This window comes from Pseudomonas sp. GW460-LB5, from assembly GCF_059423245.1.
This window is the reverse complement of the sequence record NZ_JBWKXT010000048.1, coordinates 1-22129: the sequence shown is the minus strand read 5'-3', so window position 1 is coordinate 22129 and position 22129 is coordinate 1. Positions and strand designations below refer to the sequence as shown.

The following is a 22129-nucleotide window of genomic DNA, read 5'->3' as shown; positions in this document are numbered from 1 at the left end:
TGCTGACCCAGATGCGCAAACGCCCCGTCCCCCCACCTGCACCGTAGCGCCTGAATTTCACCACCCCCCGGTCTTTTGCCGTTTGGGGTTGGGGAGCCTTTGCATTTTTTCAGCGTTCAACTGTTCAGGAATCACTATGACTCTTCGTGTCGCTATCATCGGTGCCGGCCCGTCCGGCCTTGCGCAACTGCGTGCCTTCCAATCCGCCCATGCCCAGGGCGCGCCCATGCCCGAAATCGTGTGCTTCGAAAAACAGGCCGATTGGGGCGGTATGTGGAACTACACCTGGCGCACTGGCCTCGACCAGCATGGCGAGCCGGTGCACGGCAGCATGTACCGCTACCTGTGGTCCAACGGCCCCAAGGAATGCCTGGAGTTCGCCGATTACAGCTTTGATGAGCATTTTGGCCGGCCGATTTCCTCGTACCCGCCGCGCGAGGTGCTGTGGGACTACATTCAGGGCCGCGTAAACAAGGCTGGGGTGCGCGACTACATCCGCTTCAACACGGTGGTCAAGCATGTCAGCTTCGATGAAAGCACCCGCGAGTTCACCGTCAGCGCCCACGACTACGGCGCGGGGCTTGGCATCGAGCAGGTGTTCGATTATGTGGTGGTGGCCAGCGGGCACTTTTCTACCCCGCACGTGCCGGAGTTCGAAAGCTTCGAACGTTTCACCGGGCGTATCTTGCACGCTCACGACTTTCGCGAAGCCATGGAATTCCACGGCCAGGACCTGCTCATTGTCGGCAGCAGCTACTCGGCCGAAGACATCGGCTCGCAGTGCTACAAGTACGGTGCGCGCTCGATCACCACGGCCTACCGTACCCAGCCGATGGGCTACAAATGGCCCAAGGGCTGGGAAGAGCGCCCGCAACTGGTCCGCGTCGAAAACGACCTGGCGTTCTTCGCCGATGGCTCGAACAAGCGCGTGGATGCGATCATCCTGTGCACGGGCTACCAGCATCACTTCCCGTTCCTGCCCGATGAACTCACCCTCAAGACCAACAACCGCCTGTGGCCTGCCGGCTTGTACCAAGGCGTGGTGTGGGAGCAAAACCCGCAACTGCTTTACCTGGGCATGCAGGACCTGTGGTACAGCTTCAACCTGTTCGATGCACAGGCGTGGTTTGCTCGTGACTACATGCTGGGGCGCATCAAGCTGCCGGCCAAGGCGGTCATGCAGGCTGACAGTGCGCGCTGGCGCGAGGATGAGGGGCGGCTGGCAACTACTGCTTCGATGTATGAATTCCAGGGCCGATACATCAAGCACCTGATCGAGCAGACGGATTACCCGCGCTTCGACATCGATGCGGTGAACCGCATCTTCCTGCAATGGAAGACCGACAAGAAGCACGACATCATGGGCTACCGTGACAAATCCTACCGCTCGGTGATCACCGGCACCAAAGCAGTGCCTCACCATACCCGCTGGATGCAGGCCATGGACGACTCGATGCAGGAGTACCTGCGCGAAACGGACGGCAAGCAAGCAGAGGTGAAGGTGCTGCGCAGGTAGCCGCCGAGCCTGACCTCGTGATCAGGATGCGCGGCTAGCGGGGAAGTGTTTTGCCGTGCTGGCACTCCCCGCGTATCATTTGCGACAAAGCTGGTCGGAGATTGATATGTCCCTTTACAGTGCTGGCGTCGAATACGGCATCCATTGCCTGCTGTTTCTGGTAGGCGAGGGCGGTGAGAGCCGTGATTCCAGCGTGCGCGACCTGGCCGAGTTGCAGGGCGTACCGCAGGAATACCTGGCCAAGGTCTTCACCAAGCTGGCACGTGCCGGGTTGGTGGCCGCCACCGAAGGCGTGCGCGGTGGTTTCCGCCTGGCGCGGCCGGCGGCTGAAATCAACGTGCTGGATATCGTCAACGCCATCGACGGGCCGAAGAAGATTTTCGATTGCCGCGAGATCCGCGAACGCTGCACGCTGTTCGAGGGCTCGCCGCCCGCTTGGGCGACGGAAGGCACCTGTGCGATTCATGCCGTGATGCTGGGGGCGCAGAAGCGCATGGAAGAGGCGTTGGCGCAGCAAACTGTTCTGGCATTGGCAATGCGCTTCGGGCGCAAGGCCCCGGCCGAGTTCGGGCAGCAGGTCGATGCCTGGATGGCCGAGCGGCGAGAGAGTAAAGGGGCTGGGGATATTGCAGTGGATCAGCTTTGATTTTGATTCCCACATTGGCGCCGGTGTCGAGGCCGGTGATGGCTTATCACGTCCAGGGCACCGCCGCCAATGTGGCGAAAGTTACACAGGCTCTTGCGCTGCTGGCGCAAAAAAAACGCTGTATGCATCATTGCTGGTCATACGTCTCATTATCGCTAAATGGGTCTGACGGTTATCGGAGTATGCATATTAAGCCGTGGCGGAGCGCCGTTAAATTGTCCGTGATAACCTGATGCCGTAATTTGCACGGGCAAGCTTTGACTTCTGACAGTAATAACCCAATTGCCTTGGGCTTCGTTTGGGTATTTTTTATATCGCATGGATATAAAGCCACATGCGTCCTGCGAGGGATGCAAGCTATCAGCTGTTGGCCGGTGCAAGAAGCTGTATTCTGTATGTGGTATGTACGCGACCTGCCCTTTCCCGTGTTCTTTCAGTAAATTGTACTGTTCGTTTTCTTTTTTACTGAAGACGTGATAAACACGATACTGCGTGTCATTTATCTGGTCCACAACAAAACTGCAGCCGCTGAAATTATCTGTGAATAGAGTGGTTGGCTCCGTGCCTGTGGGGTGAATCGGAATGTCATAATACTTGTTCTGAGGCACCCAGTACGCTGAAATGAGTTTGTTGTTGTCACTGGCTCGTTCAGTGCTCGTGGGTGTGACATTAATAAAATCGTGTAACGTATTGCTCCTTGGGGAATCAACCATAAAACGTCGCGTTTCAAACAATAAAATACCTGGCTCTCGGTCATTTCCCATCCACCTCGGATCTGACGGGAGTCTTGCATCAGCACCGATAGCGATCGGCAAGGCACTATTATCGGCCTCTTCAAAAGTTATAGGGAGTTTAAGTCGGATGGCGCCTTGGCCCACATAATTAGGGTCGTAGGATAACTGTGGCTCGGGGTTGTACCCAGAACGGATGTTTTGATAAAGAGGAATGGTCTTTTCGCCTACGCCTCCCCTTAATTTAAGTACGGTCCAGTTTCCATTACTGTCTTTTACAATATCGGTCGGCAAGTTGGTCACGGATGTGCCGTTTTTATCTGCCGGGATGGGTGAGCCATTTTTCCTGAAACCATTAATCCTTACCCATCTGCCATCGACATAGATATAGTCTTTGTTGGTGGTCAAGTTTCTATAATAACCGCCTTGATAGGTAATGCCTCTGAGCTCCAAATCGTCTGCAACAATTCTGGCTTCATGTGAAAAATTACCGTACAGTGGAGTTAATGGTTTGGATGTTATGATGAAGTCGCGAGATCCCCTGCTGTCGATGGTTGTATTTTCTATTAATTTTTTTTCATTAATTAGATTTCCATATTTAGGTGTTGCAAGGTTGGCCAGATCTCCAAAGCCCTTCATGAGACTGCTAATGTCAATAAGGTTGTCGTGTGTGATGGTGCCTGAATCAGTTACTTTGATAACTTCCTGAATCACAGCGCCAGCCATGGTTAATCCTGCAACTACCGGGCCCACAACAGGAACTCGCATAAGCAGGGTTTGTAAGATAAAGCCGATGGAGGAACCGATGTTATAGGCGATGGTAACACTTTCCCTGTTGGAGGTGAAAGGCAGGGTAATGACCGTTGCAAATACTCCCACAGGGTTTTTTAAAGCTTCGGCGGCTACATAAGCGGCTTTCGCCCAATTGAATGAACTGTACAAGGTGCCAATAAAATTCATTTGACAAACGGTGTTTATTTTGTCGTTGATTTTTTGAAAATCAGCTTCTGTATAGACAGCGTGAAGGGGTATCTCAGGCTTTGCTTGTCGCTTGTATCGGCTGACTGTCAAAGTGCCATTTAGACGTGAAGTTGTCAGGGTGTCCGCTAATGGGTGATAGTAAAGATTGTTTCTCAGGTGCAATGGGATATGTCCTCTGACCTCAACCCAAACACCTTCATCGTTTTTAGGCGGCTCGAAAGCGCTGTATCGATATTCGGCAATACGGAAACCTGCTTCGCTATCTTGTTTTGGGTAATATTTGAGCCACAAGCTAACGACTTTGAAGTCGTGGCCCCATGTGCAGACATTGGATTTGCCCTTGTTGTATTTCGCGGCGATTTTGTGATCACCATTTTCCACAGTTAAGGATGCTTTCCACTTACCCTCGCTGTCCGAGGTGGTTAAAGCAGAGAAATATATCGCTTCTCTCTTCCAACCGTTATGGCATAGCCAAATAAGTGTATTTGCTGGGGCGTTTCCTTTAAGGGTTATGTGTCGTCTGTTTATTTCGCGGTTTTTCAATGGGTGATAAATATGAATGTCAATCGCGTATGGCTTGCTGCATCCATATGGAAGTGTCTCGCCGGCGCTTATTTCCTCCTCAGTATCCTCAGCCTCCTCTGCGATGATGTCGACTTCTTCCTGTTCGACGGTGCCCTCATTCGGTTCTGCGGCCTCATCGTTGCCTTCTAGCGGTAAGTCATCCGAATGCATGATGACGCTTTGTAAAATCATTTCTGTTTCAGGGTCAAGCTGTGCATGCTCGCATATGAGCATGTGCAACGCGTCGTCCGTCGTTGATGTCGTGTCAACTATAACTTTGAGGTCGTTGAGGGTTTTGCAGAGTGTGTTGAATTTGTCGATAAACTTTTTATTTCCAGTCACGATGAGATTTTTGTCAGGCGATATGCCAACATTTAGGACTGAGATTTTTGCCATTGGTTCATTGGGTAGAGAGATGTGCGTACTTAAGATGGATGGTGCAGAGGCTATAAATAGTTCTTCCAAATCGTTTTTTACGAAGTCATCAAAATGAAATGACTTTCCATTAAAGCTGTGCGTTTTTTTCAGGTCTATTGATTTGGTTTTTTTGTTGGTGTCGTTAAATATTTTTATTTTTCCTATCTTCCAATTTATCTCTTTGATGGTGCCCTGTTCCAAGACAGGGTTGATAGTGTTTTCAGCTTTTATCCATAGCCTCACATGGCTATCTTTTGCGAAATCGCTCAAGTTAAGGCTTTCATTCCCACTATGGGAAGGGTCAAACTGCTGATAAAGTTCCATGGGGTATCCTCAGTTTATGCATTTATCCTGGTAGCTGACGGCCGTATCCATAACGGGGCTGCGCCGGAATTATGCAGGCGGGCCATCGGCGAGACTTATACTGCGTAAGCCATTGCTCATGTATGACGATCTTCCGTTAATACCGCTTTGCGCTTGGTACGTTTGTCCTGCTTTTGACCGGGCGACCAGCGCCCGTGTTGATGGACGTTGTTCTATCTTCCAGCGTGGATTTTTTCTGAGGTCTTCAGGCTTGATTATGCAGGCACACTAATCCTATTGAAACTGGTAAAAATGTCAGGTCATAGGGGCAATTCAACTCTCAGTAAACCACTCGTCGTCCCTCGGGTATTTTGGCTTGTGAAGCCTCAGCAACGCTCTAGCTTGCGGCCACGGCTGTCCAGACACACCTCAAACCAATAGAAGCATGCGCCCATACTGCCGAGTTCTGTATTAAATCCCGCAAATCCAATTACTGCCGTTTGAATGTCAACGGGTGTTGTTTTGATTTCTTCTCTATGGCGGGCAAGGTAGGGCGTAGCAGTTACGCCTCAGCATGGCGGAGGGTGTCCTTATCCCGACAACCCAACCTGCCTGCCTTCCAAACGCTGCTCGCTCTAGGCGGTGAATGCACCCCCCTTTTCAGGCAGAGCCTAGCGGCCCTCATGTCGCCGCCGATAAGCCCCCGGCTGCTGGCCCACCGCCTTGGCAAAGGCCCGGGTAAACGCCGCCACCGATTGGTACCCCACCTGCGCGCCCACCTGTTCGACGGTATTGCCCGCCTGCAACAGCTGGCAGGCAAGGCGCATGCGCAATGCCAGGAGCACCTGCCCAGGTGACTGCCCGGCCAGCTCACTGAAACGCTTGAAGAAAGCCGAACGCGAAAGCCCGGTGCAGGCTGCCATGCGCTCCAGCGTCCAGGCCTGGCCCGGCGCTTCGATCAGCTGTGCCAGCAGCCCGGCAAACGCTGGCTGGCGGGCGAGGGCGACCAGGCCGCCCAGTGACTGCCCGGCAATGACCTGCTGGCGCAGCACGTACAGGAACAACAGGTGGGTCAGGCGCTCCAGCAACGTCTGCGACGGGCCAGCGGCCCGCCGGCATTCTTCCAGAATGAGCTCGAACAGCGCCCGCGCCGCACTGCCGGCGGGGTCTTCGGCGCGCAGCAGGATCCAGTCGGCCAAGCCTTCGACAATCAGTGAAGACAGGCCGGACTGGAAATGGAAGAAGCCACAAACCAGCCCGACGCCGTCGCTGGCTTCGCTATCCAGCGCCTGCATGGCCTGGCGCGGTTGGGCACAGGCGTCGACCGGGTCCTGATCGCTGGACAATCGATAGGCAAGGTCGCGCAACAGGAACACGGCATCTCCCTTTTCCAGGCGCACCGGCTGCGGCTGGCCGTCGATGTGCAGCCAGCAATGGCCCTGCACCACCAAGTGGAAGCTGGCGCGGCCCATGCCCTGGGTGCTGGCGTGCCAGCCACCGCAGTAGCGGCCGACATGAAACAGGCTGGCATCGAGCTCCAGGCCCTCTAATAACCAATCGACAAGGTGGCTGGACGAAATCATCTAATCCAAAGACTCAGGAACAAGGAAAGGCGACTGATGAATATGGAGGGTAATTCTTATAACCAACAGACTGTAGTGACACCCATCAAAGGAGACCACTCCATGTCCTCGCGTATTACTTTACACACGCTGCAGAGTGCTCCGGAAGCGGCCCGGCCGTTTCTCGAGAATGCCCAGAAGAATTCGGGCTTCATCCCCAACCTGCTGGGCGTGCTGGCCAACGCCCCGGCGGCGCTGGAAACCTACGTGACCGTTTCGGCACTCAATGGCAAGTCCGAGCTGAGCCTGGCCGAGCGTGAAGTGGTGCAGCTGATTGCCGCCACCCGGCATGGCTGCGACTTCTGTGTGGCCGGCCACACCGCCGTGGCGCTGAACAAGGCCAAGCTGCCGCAGGAAGTAGTCGATGCCCTGCGTGCCCGCGGCGAACTGCCCGATGCCCGTTACGAAACCCTGGCCGCCTTCGCCCGTGAAGTGATCGACACTCGCGGCAACGTCGGCGAAGCCACCTATCAGGCCTTCCGTGAAGCTGGCTTCAGCGAAGGCAACGCGCTGGAAGTGATTTTGGGGGTAAGTCTCGCAACCCTCTGCAACTTTGCTAATGTTTTCGCCCAGACGCCGCTCAACGAAGAGCTTGGCAAGTACCGCTGGCAGCCTTCTGCATAGCCCACGTGTGAGCGCGGACCTGACGCGGTCGTTGTAGGAGCGGCCTTGTGCCGCGAATGGGCCGCAAAGCGGCCCTGGCGTTCAAAAAGGAGCAAGACCATGCAAGATTGTGCATTTCGACACTGGCTGGATGCCAATGCCGAGGCCATCGACCGGGGCCTGTGCGAACCGCAGCAGGTGCTGGCGCAGATCGCCGAATCTCAGCTGCTGCGCGTGGGTGTCGACCCGGCGCTGGGCGGCACGGGCGGGCAGGTGACCAACGCGGTCGAGGCGATTGCCGCTATCGCCAGCCGCTCGTTGGCCGCAGCCTTCGTCTGCTGGGGCCAGCGTGCCTTTATCGAATACCTGTTGCACAGCCCCAACCAGCCCCTGCGCGAGCGCCTGCTGCCGCGCTTGCTGACAGGCGAGCTGGCCGGCGCCACCGGGCTGTCCAACGCCATGAAGTTCCTTTCCGGCATTGAAGCGTTGCAGGTGCGTGGCCGGCCGGCAGCCGATGGCTGGCACTTGGAAGGGCGCCTGCACTGGGTGACCAACCTGCGCAAAAGCGGCTTCGTGGTGGCGGCGGCCATCGAAGATGAAGCCGGCGGCGCGCCGTTCGTACTGGCCATTCCTTCTGACGCCCAGGGCCTGGAACGCTCCGACGACTTGCAACTGATGGGCCTGCAGTCGAGCAACACGGCGGCACTGGCCTTCCACCAGGTGCCGTTGGCGCGTGACTGGCTGCTGCACGAGAATGCGCGCGAGTTCCTGCCACGGGTACGCCCGGCATTCCTGGCGCTGCAGTGCGGCATGGCCATCGGCCTGGCGCGACGGGCGCTGGAAGAGGTTCAGGCGCACCTGCACGGTCGCGCCTCGTTCCTCGACGAAGCCCGGCAGGTGCTCAGCGAGCGCCTGGAAAACACCGTCAGCGAGCTCAAGCAGGGCCTGCTCGAAGGCCGCTTCCAGCAACAGCCGGCGGCCTTGTTCAAGCTGCGCATCACCTTGGCTGAATGTGCCGCCGATGCAGTCCAGCTAGAGTTGCAGGCCAGCGGCGGCAAGGCCTACCTCAGCGAGTATGGAGAAGGCTTCGCCCGCCGCTGGCGCGAGTCGGCATTCGTGCCGATCGTGACGCCGAGCCTGGTGCAATTGCGCGCCGAACTGCAACGCCAGGCGGGCGCGGCATGAGTGAAGTGTTGCTCGAAGCCCGCGGCATCAGCCTGGGCTACCCGCGGGAGGGTGGCTGGCAGCAGGTGCTGGCGCAGTTCGACTTGCAGTTGGCGCCGGGCGAAGTGGTGAGCATTCTTGGCCCCAGTGGTGTCGGTAAATCCAGCCTGCTGCGGGTGCTGGCCGGCCTGCAACAACCCGGGGGCGGCAGCGTGAGCCTGCACGGCCAGCCCCTGCAAGGGCCGCACCCGCGCCTGGCGGTGGCCTTTCAGGACCCGAGCCTGCTGCCCTGGCTGAACCTGGAAAAGAACGTCGCCTTCGGCCTGGACTTTGCCCGCCAGCCCAAGCTGGCCGCTGACGAGCGGCGCGCGCGCATCGACCATGCGATTGCCGCCGTGGGCCTGGCCCACGCCCGTGGCCAGTACCCGGCGCAGTTGTCCGGTGGCATGGCCCAGCGCACCGCACTGGCCCGCTGCCTGGCCCGCCAGCCCGAGGTGCTGCTGCTGGACGAGCCGTTCGGCGCCCTGGATGAAGTGACCCGCGCCGACATGCAGCAACTGCTGCTGCAACTGATCGCCACCCACAACACTGCGGCGGTACTGATCACCCACGATATAGACGAAGCCCTGCTGCTGTCCGACCGGGTCCTGCTACTGGGCAACCACCCAGCGCACATCCTCGGCCAGTGGCACATCGACCTGCCGCAACCGCGCGCCCAACGGGTCGAAGAACTGGGCGCGTTGCGCATCGAAATCCTCAAAACCCTTCGGCGGGCAAGCCGCACAGGCGAACCTACCCCAACCCCGTTGCCCTCGGAGGCTGTCCATGTGCATGGATGACTGCTGTTCCACTTCTTCGCGTCGTGATTTTCTAAAGCTTGGGGCCATGCTCACCGCCGCCGGTGCGCTGCCGTTGCTGTCGAGCTTGCAGGCGCGCGCGGCTGCCGAGCCGGATGCGCCGGTGCGCATCGGTTACCTGCCGATCACCGACGCCACGCCGTTGCTGGTGGCCCATAACAACGGCCTGTTCGAGGCCGAAGGCATCAAGGCCGAGCGCCCGGTGCTGCTGCGCAGCTGGGCACAGGTGATCGAGGCGTTCATCTCTGGTCAGGTCAACGTCATCCACCTGCTGTCGCCGATGACTGTATGGGCGCGCTACGGCAGCAAGGTGCCAGCCAAGGTAGTGGCCTGGAACCATGTGGGCGGCTCAGGCCTGACCGTGGCGCCCGACATAAGCGACATGAAACAGCTCGGTGGCAAGACCGTGGCCATCCCGTTCTGGTACTCGATCCACAATGTGGTGCTGCAACAGATGCTCAACGACAACGGCCTGACGCCGGTGTCGAAGCCGGCCAATGCGCAGCTGGCCGCCACCGAGGTCAACCTGCTGGTGCTGCCGCCATCCGACATGCCGCCAGCACTGGCCAGCAAGCGCATTGCCGGCTACATCGTCGCCGAGCCGTTCAACGCCCTGGCCGAGAACCTCAAGGTTGGCCGTGTGCAGCGCTTTACCGGCGATGTATGGCGCAACCACGCCTGCTGCGTGGTGTTCATGCATGAGCATGACCTGAACAACCGCCCGGAGTGGTCGCAGAAGGTGGTCAATGCCATCGTCAAGGCCCAGCACTGGACCCGCGACCACCGCGCCGAAGCCGCTGCGTTGCTGTCCAAGGCCGGCCCCAACAAGTACACCCCGCACGAGCCCGCGGTGCTGGCCAAAGTGCTGGCGCCGGCCGCCGAGGACCGTGCCGGCTACGTTGCCAGTGGCGCCATTCGCCACCAGCAGTGGGACGAAAAGCGCATCGACTTCCAGCCATACCCGTTCCCCAGTTACACCGAAGAGCTGGTCAAGCGCCTGAAAACCACCCTGATCGAGGGCGACAACGCGTTCCTTGCCGGGCTGGACCCGGTGCAGACCGCCCGCGACCTGGTCGACGATCGTTTCGTGCGTAATGCCATCGCTGCGGTTGGCGGCCCGTCGGTGTTCGGTATTGCCGACAACTTCGAGCGTAGCGAGGAGTTCGCCGTCTGATGCGCACGCATGTCGTACACGCCAGCCTTGGGCTGGCTGGGTTGCTGGCTTTGATGCTGCTGTGGTGGGCCGGTGTTGCCGTGTTTGGCCAGGCCGAAGGGCTGTCGGCGCGCTTTTCGCCGGCGGCAACGTTGGCCAGCCTGGTCGAGCTGTTGGGGCAGGGTGAGGTTTACGGGCACATCTGGGTCAGCCTCAAACGTATTCTGGTCGGGCTGCTGCTGGCGCTACTGATTGGCGTGCCGTTGGGCTTGCTGGTGGGCAGCTATCGGCACCTGGAAGCGGCGACCACGCCGGCGTTTCAGTTTCTGCGCATGATCTCGCCCTTGTCGTGGATGCCGGTGGTGGTGATGCTGATGGGCGTGGGTGACCAGCCGATCTACTTCCTGCTGGCGTTTGCCGCCTTGTGGCCGATCTTGCTGAACACGGCGGCAGGGGTGCGGCAACTGGACCCACGCTGGCTGCAACTGAGCCGCAGCCTGAGCGCCACGCGCTGGGAAACCTTGTGCAAGGTGATCGTGCCGGGGGTGATCGGCCACGTGCTGACCGGCGTGCGCCTGGCCATCGGCATTCTTTGGATTGTGCTGGTGCCGTGCGAAATGCTGGGCGTGAGTGCGGGGCTTGGCTACTTCATTCTCGATACCCGCGACCGGCTGGCGTACTCCGAACTGATGGCGATGGTGCTGCTGATTGGCGTGCTGGGGTTCGTGCTGGATGCCTTGGCGCGTGGGTTGCATCGGCGCTGGGTGCATGGCTGACGGGTGTCATTGTGGGGGATTGCTCAGCCCCTTGGGCTGCGCTGTCCGGCAGAGAACACCGGTGATTGTGGGAGCGGGCTTGTCCCGCGAAGGGGACCGCACGGTGCATGGCACCGGCTTTGCCGGTGTTCGCGGGGCAAGCCCGCTCCCACAGAGACACTGCTGATTCAGTAAATCAGCGGTTTTTCCAAAACGGCAGGTTTACCCGCCAATCGGTCCTTGGGTCAATGCACGGTCTTGCGCTGGTGTACGCACTCCAGCGCCTGGGCGGCCAGTTCATCCAGCCGCTCATCGCGCATCTGCTCCGCTTCGATCATTGCATCCTCTCCCTGCTGATTAAGCAGGTAGGTATGAATCTGCAACACTTCAGCTGCCTGATAAATCGGCGCAATGTCCAGGCGCCCGATCAGCGCACCACTGGCCTGGCCGGTACTGCTCATCAGCACCTGCGGCCCATTGGCGGCCACCACTTGCATGCCCATCGTCTCGAACCACGGCACCTGGCTGGCAAAGGCATTCAGTTCCACACAGGCATGACGTGCCTGCAGGTCGCTCAGCAGGGCACGGGCGATGCCCTGGCGGCGATGGCTGGGGCGCACGGCAAGAAATGCCAATGAACACGCCTGTTCATCGTCCTCGGCCGGCAACGACAGGGCAAAGCCCAGCAGCTGGTCCGGCGCCTCGGCATCCAGGGCAAGGGTCAGCGCCACGGCAAGGCCGCGGGTGCCATCCAGCGCTTGCAGGTATTGGTGCACCTCCATGCCTACGCCGTACTGGTACAGCGGGTATAGCGGGTTGTCGGCGGTGATGGCGACACTGCTCAGTTCGCCGACATGGTGGATCACCAGCTCGCGGATCTGGTTCTGGAAGGATTCGGGCGGCACGCTGTCGAGGCGGCTCAGGATGAACATCTTGGGGGTCGGCTCCGGCGGGTGGGAATACAGCCCGGGCCAGGTTGGCGCGGGCTGTACAGTTTAACCGGTTTTGCCGTGTCAGCCTTGTTGCTGTAATGCACCGAGCATCAGGTCGAGGTTTTGCACGGCCGCACCGGAGGCGCCTTTGCCCAGGTTGTCGAACACCGCGGTAAGCAGCACCTGGCCATGCTCGGGGTTGGCATACAGCGCCAGGCGCAGGTCGTTGCTGTCGTTCAATGCTTCGGGGTCAAGGTTGGCGGCTGTGCCTTGCTGATGCAGCGGCATAACCTGGACGTGGCGGGCACCCTGGTAATGCTGTTCCAGGCGGGCCTGCAGCTGTTCGGCGCTGACCTGGCCGGGCAGCAGGCGCAATTGCAGCGGGATACTCAGCACGATGCCCTGGCGGTAGGCACCGTAGCCGGGCATGAACATCGGCCGCGCCGACAGCCCGGCGTGTTGCTGGATTTCGGGTACGTGCTTGTGTGCCAGCTCCAGCCCATACAGTTGCAGGGCCGGGGCATTGCCGGTACTGGTTTCGTGGCGCTCGACCGCCGCGCGGCCACCGCCGGAGTAGCCAGAAATGGCATGTATGCCCAGTGGGTAGTCGGCTGGCAGCAACCCGGCCTTGACCAGGGGGCGGAGCAGGGTGATGGCGCCAGTGGGGTAGCAGCCCGGGTTGCTGACACGCGTGCTTCGGGCGATGCGCTCGGCTTGCTGCTCGTCGAGTTCCGGCAGGCCATAGACCCAGCCGGGGGTGGTGCGGTGCGCGGAGCTGGCGTCGATCACCCGCACCTTGGGGTTGTGGATCGTCGCCACGGCCTCGCGGGCGGCATCGTCGGGCAGGCACAGCAGGGCGATGTCGGCGCTGTTGATTGCCTCGCGGCGGCGCCGCAGGTCTTTGCGCTCAGCCTCGGGCAGGGTGAGCAGGTGCAGGTCGCTGCGGCCTTGCAGGCGAGCATGGATCTGCAGGCCGGTTGTGCCTTGGTCGCCGTCGATGAAGACAACAGGAGTGTGCATGTTCGGGTCCGGTTGGGTAAGGATGGCCTATGCTCGCCTATGGCTTTGGTAATGAAAATTTGAATATGATGACGGTTACATTCAGTTTTTCTGAACACGTCACTCAGGCCGGTACTGACCATGCGCGAAATCAGCCTCGACCGCCTCCGCACCCTGGTGGCCATCGCCGACCTGGGTTCTTTTGCCGAGGCCGCCCGCCAGCTCAACCTGGCAGCGCCCACCATCAGCCTGCATGTGGCCGAACTGGAAGCACGTATCGGCGCCCCGTTGCTTGGTCGCGCCCGCGGCCAGGTGCGCCCCACGGCCATTGGTGAAACGCTGCTGGCCCGTGCCCGGCGCCTGCTGGCCGACGCCGACCTGGCGCTGGACGAAGTGCGCCGTCAGGTTGAGGGGCTGACTGGCCGGGTACGCCTTGGCGCGTCTACCGGTGCTATCGCCCACCTACTGCCACAGGCGCTGGAGCACCTGCGTGTGGACCACCCGGGGATCGACGTGCAGGTACAAGTGCTGACATCCCAGGCGTCGCTGGGTCGATTGCGTGAGGGGACGCTGGATATCGGCCTGGTGGCCTTGCCGCAGGTGGCCGGCAAGGGGCTGACTGTTACCCCCTGGCGGCGCGACCCGATCCTGGCCTACGTACCGGCCGACTGGCAGCCGCCGGCGAAGGTCACGCCGGCCTGGCTGGCGCAGCGGTCGTTGATTCTCAACGACAGCAGTACCCAGCTGTCACGGGTTACCGGGGAATGGTTCGCGGCAGCGGGGTTTTACCCCGAGCCGCGGATCGAGCTGAATTACAACGATGCGATCAAAAGCCTGGTCGGCGCCGGGTATGGGGCGACGTTGTTGCCGCAGGAAGGCGAGGCAGGCGAGTTGGACCAGCGGATTGCGCGCCGGCCCCTGCGACCAGGGTTGTGGCGGCAATTGGGTATTGCCTGTCGGGAGGGGCAGGTGGAACGGGCCACGGGGTATGTGTTGCAAGCATTGGAGCGGTTGCGGCAGTAGGTTTACCGCTGGGCTGAAGCGCTGCGCTGCAGGTGATGGCCAACTATGCTTTTTGCTGCGTCGAGCCGAATACACCTCGACGAACCCCACGGTTTTCCAGGAGAACGTTCCATGAAGCCTATGAAATGCATACCTTTACTGGTGATTGCTTCAGTATTGAGTGTTGCCGCCCATGCTGACCCGGCAAGCAACTGTGCAGCCAAGATCAAGGAACTCGAGGACTTCCACAAAGCGAGTGGCCAGGCGATGCATGGGGGCATGGCCCATGATTTCAAAGTCCACCTGCAAAACGCAAAGGAGGCCCAGAGCAAGGGGGACATGGCTCAGTGTCAGGCGTCGGCGGACCAAGCCAAGACCATCTATAACAAGGCACGTAGCAAGTAAGCCCCTATCGGCCTTTTCGCGGATAGGACCGCGAAAAGGCCGGTGCGTCAGAACCAGCGGTCGTTCTTCCTGCGCCCCCGGGTCAGTGCCGGCAAGATCAGCCCCGCCAGCAAGCCCGCGCCGGCAATGCTGCCGCCATACACCATGTAGCGCATCATCACCTGCTTGTTCTCGTCACCCAGGCGCGCCTGGGTATCGCGCAGGGTCGACTGGCTCTCGTCGAGCTGCTCGTTCAGCGCTTTGTTGCGCGCCTCCAGTTCGTCGATCAGCTTTTTCCGTGAGTCGAGGGTTTCCTGCATGCCCTGTACGCGGCTCTTCCAGCTGTCATCGATGGTTTTCAACTGCCCTGTCAGGTCTGCCACCTGGGCATCGAGCTGCGGCAGGCGCTCGTTCTGGCCCGGCACCGCCTGCAAGTCGTTGCTGAGTATCCATACCACATCGCCATTCTGCCCACGCACCTGGCTGTAATTGCCCTGAGTACCGAGCAGGGTCAGCGGTTGCCCGGACTTCAGGGTACCGACAATGCGGTGGCCGTCGGTGGGGCCGCTGCGCACATAGGTGCTCAGGCTGTCGCTGACCCAGCGTGCGTCGCTGGCGGGCTCTTCGGCGTGCACCGGCGCGGCAAGGGCCACCAGGGCGGCAATCAGGCCGCCGCGCAGGGCAGGGAGGACGAAAGCGGTTGGGCGGGATTCGGGCATGTTGGGTCTTCGCTGAAACAGGACAAAAGTAGGCCCGGTGACTGGGCCGATGAACCGGTCGGTGAGTTGACCGTCAGCCAATGACCCTTTTTTTGTCAGCAGGTTCACTACCTGATGTCGGAAATATCTGCAGGATGTTGCAGAACTCGCCCTCCCAGCGCTTCGCCGCCGATGACGCAATTGTAATGCGCCGATCACCTTGCCGTTATCTGCCGGCCGTCAATCTCGGCCAGCCGACACCACTATAAAGACGACGTACAAGGAGCATCGGATGACCTGCAGATCACCCCTGAAACTGGCTGCGTGCATGGCGCTCTCCGGCGTCGGCAACCTGGCGATGGCGTCGGACGAACCCGCGCAGGGTTTTGCCGAGGGCAGCACGCTCAGCGTGCTCAACCGCAACTTCTACTTCAACCGCGACAACCGCGATGCCGCAGCCCCCACGCGCAACCCCGGCAAACAACCTGATAACGGCTATTCCGAAGCTTGGGCGCATGCTGTCATTGCCCGTTTCGAGTCAGGTTTCACCCAGGGCACCGTAGGCGTTGGCTTGGATGCGTTCGCCATGCTCGGCCTCAAACTGGACACCGGGGGCGGCCGCAATGGCGGGCGCAGTTCGTTCGATGTTTTGCCGGTAGACCACGACGGTCAGGCCCGTGACGAGTACACCAAATTCGGTGGTGCGGCCAAGGTGCGCCTGTACGACACGGTGCTGAAGGTAGGCGATGTGTTCCCTGCTAACCCGGTGGTGGCCGCTGGCGACTCACGGCTGCTGCCGGAAAGCTTCCGGGGCGTGACCCTGGAGAATACCAGCATCAAGGACCTTGTTCTGCAGGCCGGGCGCCTGCATGCCATGAGCCAGCCGGTGTCCAGTGACCTGCGGGAGAACTTCATGACCTTCTACGGCGGCCCGGTCGATTCGCCATGGATCGCCTACGGCGGCGGTGACTACACGCTGAACGATTATGTCAGTGTCAGCCTGTTCAGCAGCCGGCTCAAGGATGTGTGGAATCAGTATTACGCCGGCACCAGCCTGAGCTGGCCCCTGAGTGATGAGCTGGCGTTGATTGGCGGCTTCAACTATTACAAAGCCGTTGATGAAGGGCAGCAGCGCCTGGGCGCCTTCGACAACAACATCTGGAGCGCCAAACTGGGGGTGCGCTTCGGCGCCCACACCCTGGCGCTGACTCACCAGCGCAACAATGGCGACGATGATTTCGACTACCTGCGCCAATCCGACTCGATCTTCCTCGACAACTCCATCCAGTACAGCGATTTCAACTCGCCCAAGGAGCGTTCGTGGATGCTGCGCTATGACCTGAACATCGCCGCCTATGGTATTCCCGGGCTGTCGTTCATGACGCGTTATGGCAAAGGCACCGACGCCGACTATTCCAATGCCAACGCCTTCTACATGCGCCGCGATGCCGACGGCAACCCGCTGACCGACCAGAAGCGCTGGGAGCGTGACATCGAGGTCAAGTACGTGGTGCAGACCGGCGCAGCCAAGGACCTGTCGTTGCGCGTACGCCAGGCTACCACCCGGGCCACGGCGTTCGAGTCGGACCTGGACGAGGTGCGGCTGATCGTGGAGTACCCGTTGTCGGTCCTGTGAATTCACCTGGGTAGCCTTGCTGCTCCTTTGGTTTGGGTGGATGTTTTGGCGCTCCGTGCGGGGCGCTTTTTTTCGCGCTCAAGGGTGCGGCTAGACTCAAGGGTTCATACCCTTCATGGAGCAAGGCCATGACTGCCAAGAACACCCTCTGCCTCTGGTACGACAATGATGCCGAGCAGGCTGCCAACTTCTATGCCAGCATTTTCCCGGACAGCAAGTTGATCGCACTGCACAAGGCCCCGGCAGACTACCCCTCGGGCAAGGAGGGCGATGTCATTACCGTCGAATTCACCGTCATGGGCATACCCTGTGTGGGGCTTAATGGCGGCGCTACGTTCAAGCATTCTGAGGCGTTTTCATTCCAGGTCAGTACCGAAGACCAAGCCGAAACCGACCGTTTGTGGGAGGCGATTATCGCAAACGGTGGCGAGGCCAGCGTTTGTGGCTGGTGCAAGGACAAATGGGGGATTTCCTGGCAGATCACCCCCCGTATCCTGATAGAGGCCATCGGCCACCCTGACCGCGCTGCGGCAAAGCGGGCGTTCGAGGCCATGATGCAGATGGGCAAAATCGATGTGGCCAAGATTGCAGCGGCATTGAAGGGGTGATCCCTCATCTGTTTGCTGCCCTTTGGTTATCGGCTTGGTTGGGCGATCTATCGTTGATCGAGGGGGCCGTTTTTTCTGGATCCAAGTGGCGGCCCCCGAATCAAGCGGTGAAGCGCGAGGCTAGCGTGTCAGGTTTCGGACACCTCGCTCGCTGCTGCTGCCACTTTCACCGAAGCCTTCTTCTCCTGGACCACGATGTAGAACTCCTCACCATGTTTCACAGCCCCGTACAACACCGCCTTTTCGATCAGCTCGTTGCCGCGCAGGTGGCGCAGCATCATCGGGTCTTTGCGCAGGTCGCGGTACAGCGCCAGGCACAGCAGCACCATCACCACGACAAAGGGCAAGGCCACGACGATGGTCAGGTTCTGCAGCCCGGTCAGCGCCTCGCCAGGGTCGCTCGGGTCGCCGATCGCCAGCATGATCGCTGCCACCGTTCCGGTGAGCGCGCCCCAGAAAATCACCGTGCGCCGCGAGGGTGCGGTGGTGCCGTGTTCCGACAGCGTGCCCATCACCAGTGACGCCGCATCGGCACCGGAGACAAAGAAGATGCCCACCAGGATCATCACCAGTACCGAGGAGGCCGATGCCAGCGGGTAGCTGTCGAGCAGCTGGTACAGCGCGTGGTTGCTGTTGACTGCACCGTTGGCCAGCTGGAAGGCGCCTTCGCGCAGGGCATCGATGGAAGCACCGCCAAAAATGGTGAACCACACCAGGCTGACCAGGCTGGGCACCAGCAGCACGCCGGTGACGAACTGGCGGATGGTACGACCGCGGCTGATGCGGGCGATAAACATGCCTACGAACGGTGTCCAGGAAATCCACCAGGCCCAGTAGAACACGGTCCAGCCGGCCAGCCAGCTGTTCATCTGATCGCCGCCACTGGCGTTGGTGCGGGCCATCATTTCGGGCAGCATCTTGATGTAGATACCGATCGAGGTCGGCAGCAGGTTGAGCATGAGCAGGGTAGGGCCGACCATGAACACGAACGCTGCCAGCACCAGTGCCAGCACCATGTTGGTGTTGGACAGCCACTGGATGCCCTTGCCGACACCGGACACCGCCGAGGTGACGAAGGCAATGGTCAGCAGGGTGATGATGGCGATGTAGAACAGCTTGCCGGGGCTTTCGACCCAGCCGTTGTATTCCAGCCCGCCGGCAATCTGCAGCGCACCCAGGCCCAGCGAGGCCGCCGAGCCGAAAAGCGTGGCGAAGATCGCCATCATGTCGATCAGGCGGCCGAGGGGGCCGTTGGCGTGCTTGCCGATCAACGGCCGGAAGGCCGCAGAAATCAGCTGCGAGCGGCCGCGGCGGTAGGTACCGTAGGCAATCACCAGGCCCACGATGGCGTACATGGCCCAGGGGTGCAGCGTCCAGTGGAACAGGGTGGTGGCCATGGCCACCTGCATCGCCTCGCTGGTCTGCCCGGTGGCCGAGCCGGGGGGCGGCGTCACATAGTGCGACAGCGGCTCGGCAACGCCAAAGAACATCAGGCCGATGCCCATGCCGGCACTGAACATCATTGCCACCCAGGACACCGTGCGGAATTCTGGCTGTTCGCCATCACGACCCAGTGGCACCCGGCCATAACGGCTGGCAGCCAGCCACAGCACGAATACCACGAAAAGTGTGGAGGTGAGCACGAAGAACCAGCCGAAGTTGAGAATGACCCAGGACTGCGCGCTGGAGGCGCTGCTGGCGAGGCTGGCCTGGTTGAGGAAGCCCCAGAGGACGAACGCGACAGCCAGGAGGCTGGTAAAACCAAAGACGATCCAGTCGAGCTTGCCCTCGAAATGCCTGTCCTGGCGGGCTTCTGCGGTTTTCGAGGGGTCCGTCACGCCAAGGTCGAGTGTTTCGGTGATGTGTTCCTTTGCCATGAATGTTGAGGCCCTTTGAGGATTACCTGGACGCGCAGGCTTGTTGTTGTGTGGGCTACCGAGTTCGATGACGGCCTCGGCGGGGAAATTGCCGGCCGATTATCCAGTGCCCGAAACCGCTGTGCCTGTCCCGTAAACGTCCTGGGGCGTCCATTGCGCGACCTGCCAAATACTTTTAGTTCTGGGGGCGATGGCCCTTTCTGCCCCGCGTTCTGGTACCCTGTTGGCATTACCCTGGCCTGCACATCCGAGCACCGTAGAAGCGCTGCTGCCCGTGGGCCAGGCCGCACCAGGAAACGGAGATTCGTCAATGGCCACTGACCGTGTGAGCCTGATTCATTTCGATAAATTGAGCATGAGCCCTGCCGCCGCCGACCGGTTCCAGAAAGCCCTCGACGCGCTGGCAGCGCTCAAGCTGCAGGACCGTTACGTGTACCTCATCGCTCCTTATCTGGGTGATATCGCTGACGCCTCCGACGCCGAGCAACTGGACACCGCCAAGGGCCAGTGCATTCGGGTGATCGATGAACTGCTGGATGCCAGGTCGGTCAGCAAGGCCAAGGCTCAAGAGCTGCGCGAGGTGTTTGACAGTGCCGTCGAACGAGCACGGGCAGACATGGCCGGCTGAGTGGTGGCATGGCCAAAGACATCGATAACCCCTGCGTCTCGTTATGCCAGCTCAACAGCGAGCTGTGCGTGAGCTGTGGTCGCACCCGCGACGAAATTCGCAAATGGCGGGGCATGAAACGCCCGGAAAAGATGGCCACGGTGCAGCGCGCGGCGACGCGGATGAAAGCTATCGCCAAGAAGGCAGCCAAGCGGCAGAATGACTGAACCTGCGTGCCCTGCGCACGGCCTACCCTGATCTGCTTGAAGAGCCTGAAAATGGATGCTCACTCGCTGTTTGCGTTTACCCTGGTCGCCGCCATCGCGATTGCCAGCCCCGGTCCTGCCACCCTGATGGCCATCAACAACAGCCTTGCCCACGGCCAGCGCAGTGCGATCTGGTCGTCGCTGGGCAATGGCTCGGGCCTGTTCTGCCTGTCGGCTGCGGCCATGCTTGGGCTGGGCGCTTTGCTGGCCAGCTCCGAAGTACTGTTCAACGCTGTGAAGATCCTGGGGGCAGGTTACCTGTTCTACCTCGGTGCGCGGCAGTTGCTGAAAAAGAACCCGATGCTGGAGCAGGGCGCTGCTGAGGGGGCTGTCAAGGTGCGGCCCACACCGCTGAAGTTGTACAAATCGGCTTTCCTCACAGCAGTGACCAACCCCAAGGCGACCATGTTTTTCACCGCGCTGTTCCCGCAGTTCATCGACCAAGGGGCGGCGTTGTTGCCGCAGTTTCTGACCCTGACCGGGATTTTCGTGAGCTTGTCGCTTGCATCTCTGAGCTTGTATGCCGCACTGGCCGCTCGGGCCAAGGGCGTACTGACCCGGCCGTCGATGTCACGCTGGGTGAGCCGCGTGGTGGGTACCACCTTTATCGGCTTTGGCGCGGCGATTCTGGCAATGCGTCGGCAGGGCGCCTGAGGCGTTGCTCGGCCGGTTCGTTGCTGAGCGATAAAAGGCCGCGGCTCCAAGCGTTCCTGGTCCAGACTGTTTGAGCACGCGCAGACCAATGCTGCGTTCGAGCACAGGGCGTGGCGGCCTTTGGCCGCTTCGCCGGGTCGCCAGAGGTTCCATGTGCCGAGGGTTGTAGATGATCGAGCGTTGCTTGCGTCAAGCCTTGCTGTTGTTGCCTTGCCTGTTGCTGGCTTTTCCGGGCGCAGCGCAAGAGCCCTGCCGACGGCTGACCGCTACCGGTAACCCTGAGTATCCACCTTACCTATGGCGCGATCCGCAGAACCCTCGGCAACTGATCGGTGCCAACGCCGACCTGCTCAAATACCTGGGCAAGCAGCTGGGGCTGGAAATCGAGGTGGTGTACGGTGGGCCTTGGTCGCGTGCCCAAGAAGAAGTCCGCACAGGCCGGATCGACCTGCTGGCCGGGTATTTCATCACCCACGCCCGGCAGCAACAGATGGACTTTGTCGCCCCGCCATTCCTGCACACCCCGAGCGTAGTCTGGGTACGCCAGGACAATGCCTTTGCCTACCATCAATGGGCAGACCTCAAGGGCCGCAAAGGCGGGACCCTGGTCAACAACAGCCATGGCCAGCAGTTCGATGAATATGCCCAGGCAAACCTCACCCTGGAAGCGGTGCCCGGCGCCCGGCAGGCGTTCGAGAAGCTGATGCACAAGCGCAGTGACTACGTGGTGTACGAGCAGTACCCCGGGATGGCGCTGGCCCGCACGTTGGGTATCACTGATACCGTGCAGGTGTTGCAGCCGCCTGTATCCAGTGAAGGGTTGTACCTGGCTATGTCACATGAATCGCCCTGCAACAAGCCACAGCTGCGTGAGGCGCTGGCGCGGGAGATGGCGAAGGTCGTTGGCGGGGCGCTGCCTGAGCAACTGCTGAAGCAGAACCTGGAGCGGTGGCAGTAACAGCCCTGGCACGTACCTGCAGGGACCGCGCTAGATTCTAGAAATTGAGCAAGGCAGTTGCTCCCACAAAGTCACCGCTAAATCAGCAAATCAGTTAGGTTGCGCTGTCGCGTAGAGAACAAGTGCCATTGTGGGAGCGGGCTTGCCCCGCGAAGCAGGCGACGCGATGGATGGCCCCGGCTGCGCCGGGGTTCGC

Annotated in this window: 21 protein-coding genes; 15 read left to right on the top strand and 6 right to left on the bottom strand. The window is 60.3% G+C overall.

The window, feature by feature from the left end; genetic code table 11:
- Window positions 1–136 precede the first annotated feature (136 nt).
- Together AC07XM_RS23670 and AC07XM_RS23665 are read left to right on the top strand one after the other, a co-directional pair.
- Window positions 137–1516, top strand: coding sequence for a trimethylamine monooxygenase (locus AC07XM_RS23670; RefSeq protein WP_102689796.1), 1380 nt, complete (start codon window positions 137–139; stop codon window positions 1514–1516).
- Window positions 1517–1622: 106 nt separating this feature from the next.
- The gene (locus AC07XM_RS23665) at window positions 1623–2162 is read left to right on the top strand and encodes an RrF2 family transcriptional regulator (protein ID WP_023047062.1); all 540 of its coding nucleotides are present in this window, start codon (window positions 1623–1625) and stop codon (window positions 2160–2162) included.
- A 155-nt stretch (window positions 2163–2317) separates the two neighbouring features.
- Here AC07XM_RS23665 and AC07XM_RS23660 read toward each other — a convergent pair whose 3' ends face one another.
- Window positions 2318–5179: a hypothetical protein gene (locus tag AC07XM_RS23660; protein WP_102689797.1), complete on the bottom strand. Its 2862-nt coding sequence runs from the start codon at window positions 5177–5179 to the stop codon at window positions 2318–2320.
- Between the two features lie 650 nt (window positions 5180–5829).
- Window positions 5830–6741: an AraC family transcriptional regulator gene (locus AC07XM_RS23655; RefSeq protein WP_016487508.1), complete on the bottom strand. Its 912-nt coding sequence runs from the start codon at window positions 6739–6741 to the stop codon at window positions 5830–5832.
- 102 nt (window positions 6742–6843) lie between these two features.
- On the opposite strand from AC07XM_RS23655, the gene AC07XM_RS23650 reads away from it, so the two are divergent.
- The 5 genes from AC07XM_RS23650 to AC07XM_RS23630 all read left to right on the top strand — a co-directional run bounded on the left by AC07XM_RS23650 (window position 6844) and on the right by AC07XM_RS23630 (window position 11333).
- Window positions 6844–7404: a carboxymuconolactone decarboxylase family protein gene (locus AC07XM_RS23650; protein WP_024717863.1), complete on the top strand. Its 561-nt coding sequence runs from the start codon at window positions 6844–6846 to the stop codon at window positions 7402–7404.
- Between the two features lie 99 nt (window positions 7405–7503).
- Window positions 7504–8568, top strand: a complete 1065-nt coding sequence (locus tag AC07XM_RS23645; protein ID WP_016487506.1) for an acyl-CoA dehydrogenase family protein — start codon at window positions 7504–7506, stop codon at window positions 8566–8568.
- Window positions 8565–9386: an ABC transporter ATP-binding protein gene (locus AC07XM_RS23640; RefSeq protein WP_016487505.1), complete on the top strand. Its 822-nt coding sequence runs from the start codon at window positions 8565–8567 to the stop codon at window positions 9384–9386. The genes AC07XM_RS23645 and AC07XM_RS23640 overlap by 4 nt, the downstream gene beginning before the upstream one ends.
- Window positions 9373–10578: an ABC transporter substrate-binding protein gene (locus AC07XM_RS23635; protein ID WP_016487504.1), complete on the top strand. Its 1206-nt coding sequence runs from the start codon at window positions 9373–9375 to the stop codon at window positions 10576–10578. Before AC07XM_RS23640 ends, AC07XM_RS23635 begins: the two co-directional genes overlap by 14 nt.
- Window positions 10578–11333 carry an ABC transporter permease gene (locus tag AC07XM_RS23630; RefSeq protein ID WP_016487503.1) on the top strand — a complete coding sequence of 252 codons (756 nt, stop codon included), beginning with the start codon at window positions 10578–10580 and terminating at the stop codon, window positions 11331–11333. Before AC07XM_RS23635 ends, AC07XM_RS23630 begins: the two co-directional genes overlap by 1 nt.
- A 224-nt stretch (window positions 11334–11557) precedes the next feature.
- Here the strand turns inward: AC07XM_RS23630 and AC07XM_RS23625 are convergent, their stop codons facing one another.
- Together AC07XM_RS23625 and argC are read right to left on the bottom strand one after the other, a co-directional pair.
- Window positions 11558–12244, bottom strand: coding sequence for a GNAT family N-acetyltransferase (locus tag AC07XM_RS23625; protein ID WP_016487502.1), 687 nt, complete (start codon window positions 12242–12244; stop codon window positions 11558–11560).
- Between the two features lie 81 nt (window positions 12245–12325).
- Complete coding sequence (gene argC, locus AC07XM_RS23620) at window positions 12326–13264, bottom strand: N-acetyl-gamma-glutamyl-phosphate reductase (RefSeq protein WP_102689798.1); 939 nt, start codon at window positions 13262–13264, stop codon at window positions 12326–12328.
- 120 nt (window positions 13265–13384) lie between these two features.
- On the opposite strand from argC, the gene AC07XM_RS23615 reads away from it, so the two are divergent.
- Together AC07XM_RS23615 and AC07XM_RS23610 are read left to right on the top strand one after the other, a co-directional pair.
- On the top strand, window positions 13385–14266 hold the full coding sequence (locus AC07XM_RS23615; protein WP_102689799.1) for a LysR family transcriptional regulator: 882 nt from the start codon (window positions 13385–13387) through the stop codon (window positions 14264–14266).
- Window positions 14267–14377: 111 nt separating this feature from the next.
- Window positions 14378–14650 carry a PA2433 domain-containing protein gene (locus AC07XM_RS23610; RefSeq protein WP_016487499.1) on the top strand — a complete coding sequence of 91 codons (273 nt, stop codon included), beginning with the start codon at window positions 14378–14380 and terminating at the stop codon, window positions 14648–14650.
- A gap of 47 nt (window positions 14651–14697) precedes the next feature.
- On the opposite strand, the gene AC07XM_RS23605 is transcribed toward AC07XM_RS23610, so the two are convergent.
- The gene (locus AC07XM_RS23605) at window positions 14698–15348 is read right to left on the bottom strand and encodes a TIGR04211 family SH3 domain-containing protein (RefSeq protein ID WP_016487498.1); all 651 of its coding nucleotides are present in this window, start codon (window positions 15346–15348) and stop codon (window positions 14698–14700) included.
- Between the two features lie 271 nt (window positions 15349–15619).
- Between AC07XM_RS23605 and AC07XM_RS23600 the strand changes: the two genes are divergently transcribed.
- Both AC07XM_RS23600 and AC07XM_RS23595 read left to right on the top strand, forming a co-directional pair.
- On the top strand, window positions 15620–16963 hold the full coding sequence (locus AC07XM_RS23600) for an OprD family porin (RefSeq protein ID WP_102689800.1): 1344 nt from the start codon (window positions 15620–15622) through the stop codon (window positions 16961–16963).
- Window positions 16964–17091: 128 nt separating this feature from the next.
- Window positions 17092–17571, top strand: a complete 480-nt coding sequence (locus tag AC07XM_RS23595) for a VOC family protein (RefSeq protein ID WP_016487496.1) — start codon at window positions 17092–17094, stop codon at window positions 17569–17571.
- A 128-nt stretch (window positions 17572–17699) separates the two neighbouring features.
- Here AC07XM_RS23595 and AC07XM_RS23590 read toward each other — a convergent pair whose 3' ends face one another.
- A complete protein-coding gene (locus tag AC07XM_RS23590) occupies window positions 17700–19448 on the bottom strand; it encodes a BCCT family transporter (protein ID WP_060518305.1) in 1749 nt (582 codons plus the stop codon).
- 310 nt (window positions 19449–19758) lie between these two features.
- Between AC07XM_RS23590 and AC07XM_RS23585 the strand changes: the two genes are divergently transcribed.
- The 4 genes from AC07XM_RS23585 to AC07XM_RS23570 all read left to right on the top strand — a co-directional run bounded on the left by AC07XM_RS23585 (window position 19759) and on the right by AC07XM_RS23570 (window position 21933).
- Window positions 19759–20076, top strand: a complete 318-nt coding sequence (locus AC07XM_RS23585; RefSeq protein ID WP_016487494.1) for a hypothetical protein — start codon at window positions 19759–19761, stop codon at window positions 20074–20076.
- An 8-nt stretch (window positions 20077–20084) separates the two neighbouring features.
- Window positions 20085–20282 (top strand): DUF1289 domain-containing protein, encoded by a 198-nt coding sequence (locus AC07XM_RS23580; protein ID WP_016487493.1) that lies wholly within the window; start codon window positions 20085–20087, stop codon window positions 20280–20282.
- A 51-nt stretch (window positions 20283–20333) separates the two neighbouring features.
- Window positions 20334–20975: a LysE family translocator gene (locus AC07XM_RS23575; RefSeq protein WP_016487492.1), complete on the top strand. Its 642-nt coding sequence runs from the start codon at window positions 20334–20336 to the stop codon at window positions 20973–20975.
- A 169-nt stretch (window positions 20976–21144) separates the two neighbouring features.
- Entirely contained in the window at window positions 21145–21933 is a 789-nt protein-coding gene (locus AC07XM_RS23570) for a substrate-binding periplasmic protein (RefSeq protein WP_023048921.1), read from the top strand.
- Window positions 21934–22129 lie beyond the last annotated feature (196 nt).

Excerpts from the sequence above, each read along its gene's own strand:
- AC07XM_RS23670 (WP_102689796.1), top strand. The coding sequence starts at position 137 with ATGACTCTTCGTGTCGCTATCATCGGTGCCGGCCCGTCCGGCCTTGCG.
- AC07XM_RS23665 (WP_023047062.1), top strand. The coding sequence starts at position 1,623 with ATGTCCCTTTACAGTGCTGGCGTCGAATACGGCATCCATTGCCTGCTG.
- AC07XM_RS23660 (WP_102689797.1), bottom strand. The coding sequence starts at position 5,179 with ATGGAACTTTATCAGCAGTTTGACCCTTCCCATAGTGGGAATGAAAGC.
- AC07XM_RS23655 (WP_016487508.1), bottom strand. The coding sequence starts at position 6,741 with ATGATTTCGTCCAGCCACCTTGTCGATTGGTTATTAGAGGGCCTGGAG.
- AC07XM_RS23650 (WP_024717863.1), top strand. The coding sequence starts at position 6,844 with ATGTCCTCGCGTATTACTTTACACACGCTGCAGAGTGCTCCGGAAGCG.
- AC07XM_RS23645 (WP_016487506.1), top strand. The coding sequence starts at position 7,504 with ATGCAAGATTGTGCATTTCGACACTGGCTGGATGCCAATGCCGAGGCC.
- AC07XM_RS23640 (WP_016487505.1), top strand. The coding sequence starts at position 8,565 with ATGAGTGAAGTGTTGCTCGAAGCCCGCGGCATCAGCCTGGGCTACCCG.
- AC07XM_RS23635 (WP_016487504.1), top strand. The coding sequence starts at position 9,373 with ATGTGCATGGATGACTGCTGTTCCACTTCTTCGCGTCGTGATTTTCTA.
- AC07XM_RS23630 (WP_016487503.1), top strand. The coding sequence starts at position 10,578 with ATGCGCACGCATGTCGTACACGCCAGCCTTGGGCTGGCTGGGTTGCTG.
- AC07XM_RS23625 (WP_016487502.1), bottom strand. The coding sequence starts at position 12,244 with ATGTTCATCCTGAGCCGCCTCGACAGCGTGCCGCCCGAATCCTTCCAG.
- argC (WP_102689798.1), bottom strand. The coding sequence starts at position 13,264 with ATGCACACTCCTGTTGTCTTCATCGACGGCGACCAAGGCACAACCGGC.
- AC07XM_RS23615 (WP_102689799.1), top strand. The coding sequence starts at position 13,385 with ATGCGCGAAATCAGCCTCGACCGCCTCCGCACCCTGGTGGCCATCGCC.
- AC07XM_RS23610 (WP_016487499.1), top strand. The coding sequence starts at position 14,378 with ATGAAGCCTATGAAATGCATACCTTTACTGGTGATTGCTTCAGTATTG.
- AC07XM_RS23605 (WP_016487498.1), bottom strand. The coding sequence starts at position 15,348 with ATGCCCGAATCCCGCCCAACCGCTTTCGTCCTCCCTGCCCTGCGCGGC.
- AC07XM_RS23600 (WP_102689800.1), top strand. The coding sequence starts at position 15,620 with ATGACCTGCAGATCACCCCTGAAACTGGCTGCGTGCATGGCGCTCTCC.
- AC07XM_RS23595 (WP_016487496.1), top strand. The coding sequence starts at position 17,092 with ATGACTGCCAAGAACACCCTCTGCCTCTGGTACGACAATGATGCCGAG.
- AC07XM_RS23590 (WP_060518305.1), bottom strand. The coding sequence starts at position 19,448 with ATGGCAAAGGAACACATCACCGAAACACTCGACCTTGGCGTGACGGAC.
- AC07XM_RS23585 (WP_016487494.1), top strand. The coding sequence starts at position 19,759 with ATGGCCACTGACCGTGTGAGCCTGATTCATTTCGATAAATTGAGCATG.
- AC07XM_RS23580 (WP_016487493.1), top strand. The coding sequence starts at position 20,085 with ATGGCCAAAGACATCGATAACCCCTGCGTCTCGTTATGCCAGCTCAAC.
- AC07XM_RS23575 (WP_016487492.1), top strand. The coding sequence starts at position 20,334 with ATGGATGCTCACTCGCTGTTTGCGTTTACCCTGGTCGCCGCCATCGCG.
- AC07XM_RS23570 (WP_023048921.1), top strand. The coding sequence starts at position 21,145 with ATGATCGAGCGTTGCTTGCGTCAAGCCTTGCTGTTGTTGCCTTGCCTG.